The sequence below is a fragment of the Bacillota bacterium genome (assembly GCA_040754675.1).
Taxonomy (GTDB): Bacteria; Bacillota; Limnochordia; order Limnochordales; family Geochordaceae; genus Geochorda.
Window position 1 is genome coordinate 1 of record JBFMCJ010000639.1, and the last position, 2,208, is coordinate 2,208.

Annotated in this window: 3 protein-coding genes; all 3 read right to left on the reverse strand. The window is 63.2% G+C overall.

The window, feature by feature from the left end:
* A partial coding sequence (locus AB1609_21925; GenBank protein MEW6049094.1) for a hypothetical protein occupies positions 1–264 on the reverse strand: 264 nt, incomplete at its 3' end.
* Positions 261–1,085 carry an ABC transporter permease gene (locus tag AB1609_21930; GenBank protein MEW6049095.1) on the reverse strand — a complete coding sequence of 275 codons (825 nt, stop codon included), beginning with the start codon at positions 1,083–1,085 and terminating at the stop codon, positions 261–263. The genes AB1609_21930 and AB1609_21925, both read right to left, overlap by 4 nt.
* A gap of 34 nt (positions 1,086–1,119) precedes the next feature.
* The gene (locus AB1609_21935; GenBank protein ID MEW6049096.1) at positions 1,120–2,124 is read right to left on the reverse strand and encodes an ABC transporter permease; all 1,005 of its coding nucleotides are present in this window, start codon (positions 2,122–2,124) and stop codon (positions 1,120–1,122) included.
* Between the last annotated feature and the right edge of the window lie 84 nt (positions 2,125–2,208).

Sequence of the window (2,208 nt, forward strand, 5' to 3'; positions counted from 1 at the left end):
CGTCACCGCAAACTCCTCGTGCGCTTCCCTCACTCCCCCGTCGCCCAAAGCGTCCCGCAACCGGCCCAGGAGAAGGTTCACCCACCGGACCGCGAAGTCGTGAAACGTCTTCTTACCCTCGAGGACCTCTCTGGCCCAGCGCAGCGCCTCCTCGACTTCCCCCTTTCTTGCGGCCTCCGCCATGCGGTCGACCCGGCGCACGCACAGCTGTGCCAGTTCCTGCTTGTCCATTACCACCGCCTCCTGCTCACGGGTATGCTTCATTGCTTTCTCAGACGGGGATCCAGCACGTCTCGGAGAAAGTCACCGAGAAGGTTGAACCCCACCACTGTCACAAAAAGCGCGAGGCCCGGAAAGGTAGACCACCACCAGTGGGAGAGAATGTAGTTCCGGCCTTCCGCCACCATCGCCCCCCACTCCGCCATCGGTGGCTGTGCGCCCAGTCCTACGAAACTCAGACCGGCGGTAGTCAGCACCGCATAGCCCACGTCCAGCGTGACCTGGACGATGACCGGCGCCCAGCAGTTGGGCAGCACGTGACGCAGCAGTACCACCGCGTTGCTGCAACCACAGGCCCTAGCTGCCTCCACGTACAGGTTGTCCCTAGCCTGCAGGACCACCGCCCGCACCACACGCGCGTAGCCAGGCCACCAGGTGAACCCGACGGCCAGCATGGCCGAGAACAGCCCGGGCCCCAGGGCAGCGTTCACCGCGAGTGCCAGCACCAGGGGTGGAAACGAGAGGAAAATGTCGGTGAGCCTCATGAGCAACTCCCCGATCGCCCCGCCGTAGTAGCCGGCAACCCCGCCAACCACCATACCCAGCATAAGGGCAATGCTCACGACGACAACCGCCACCTCCAGGGTGAACCTGGTCCCCACGATCACCCTGCTAAGCACGTCCCGCCCCGAGGCGTCGGTCCCGAACGGGTGACCGGGGCCAGGGGGTAGAAAACGATCCGACATGTCGACTCGGTAAGGATCGTGCGGGGCCAGCCAGGGACCACACACCCCGACAACCACCACCGCCAGCGCCACAAGCGCCCCCACCAGACCGAGCGGGTTCTTCAGAAAGATCCTGATCACATTTCTGCGCGTGCTGGCAGCCATCTGGACACCCTCAATACCTGATCCTGGGATCGAGAACTGTGTACAGGAAGTCGACGATCAGATTGGCTACTACGAACGTGACCGATATAAGCAAGGTCACTCCCATGATGACGGGGAAATCGTGGTGCCTGATGCCGGTAACGGCGTAGTATCCCAGCCCCCCCCATGAGAAAATGCTCTCAACTAGCAGCGTGCCGCCCATCATCCAGCCCAGCTGCATCCCAAGCACGGTGACCACCGGCAGGATGGCGTTTTTCAGCGCATGGCGGTATATCACCACCCGTTCCGCCAAACCCTTGGCGCGGGCAGTGCGAATGTAGTCCTGGCCGAGCACTTCCAGCATGCTCGATCGGGTCATGCGCGTGACAACCGCTATTTCCCCGATAGCAAGCACGAAGGAAGGCATGATAAGATGCCGCAGCGCGTCTACCGCCACCTCCGGCTGCCCCGCCAGGATGGCATCCACCACGTACAACCCAGTAACCTGCGGCGGAGGTAACACTCCCACACTAAGCCTGCCCCCCATGGGGAGGACGTTCCACCGGGCGTACAGCAGCAGTTGCAGTATCAGGCCCAGCCAGAATACCGGCATTCCCGCCCCAATCACGGCCAGTAGGCGGGCAAACCCGTCCGTGGGCCGCCCCCTACCTACTGCCGCGGCGACGCCCAGGGGTACAGCGATCAGGACGTTTAGCAACAGGGCAACCAGCACCAGCTCCGCAGTCGCAGGGAAGAAAAGCTTCAACTCCTCCGCAACCGGCTTGCGGGTAAGAATTGACGTTCCCAGATCTCCCCTGCACAGCCGGGCGATGTAGCGGACGTATTGCTCCCAGACCGGGCGATCAAGCCCGAGCTGCTTGCGTACGAGCTCCACCTGTTCCGGTCGCGCATGCAAGCCGGCGGCGTACCTGGCCGGATCAGCGGGAATGAGGTGGGATACCACGAAGGTCAGGGTGATGACGCCCAGGACAACCAGCACTAGGTACAGTAGCCGCCGCGTCCAGTATCGGCTCACGATGACACCCCTTCACAGAGGCGGCCCGGGCCCCGGTTGGGGCCGGAGCCCGGGCTGAACCACCTTACTTCTTGCCCTCGAGAT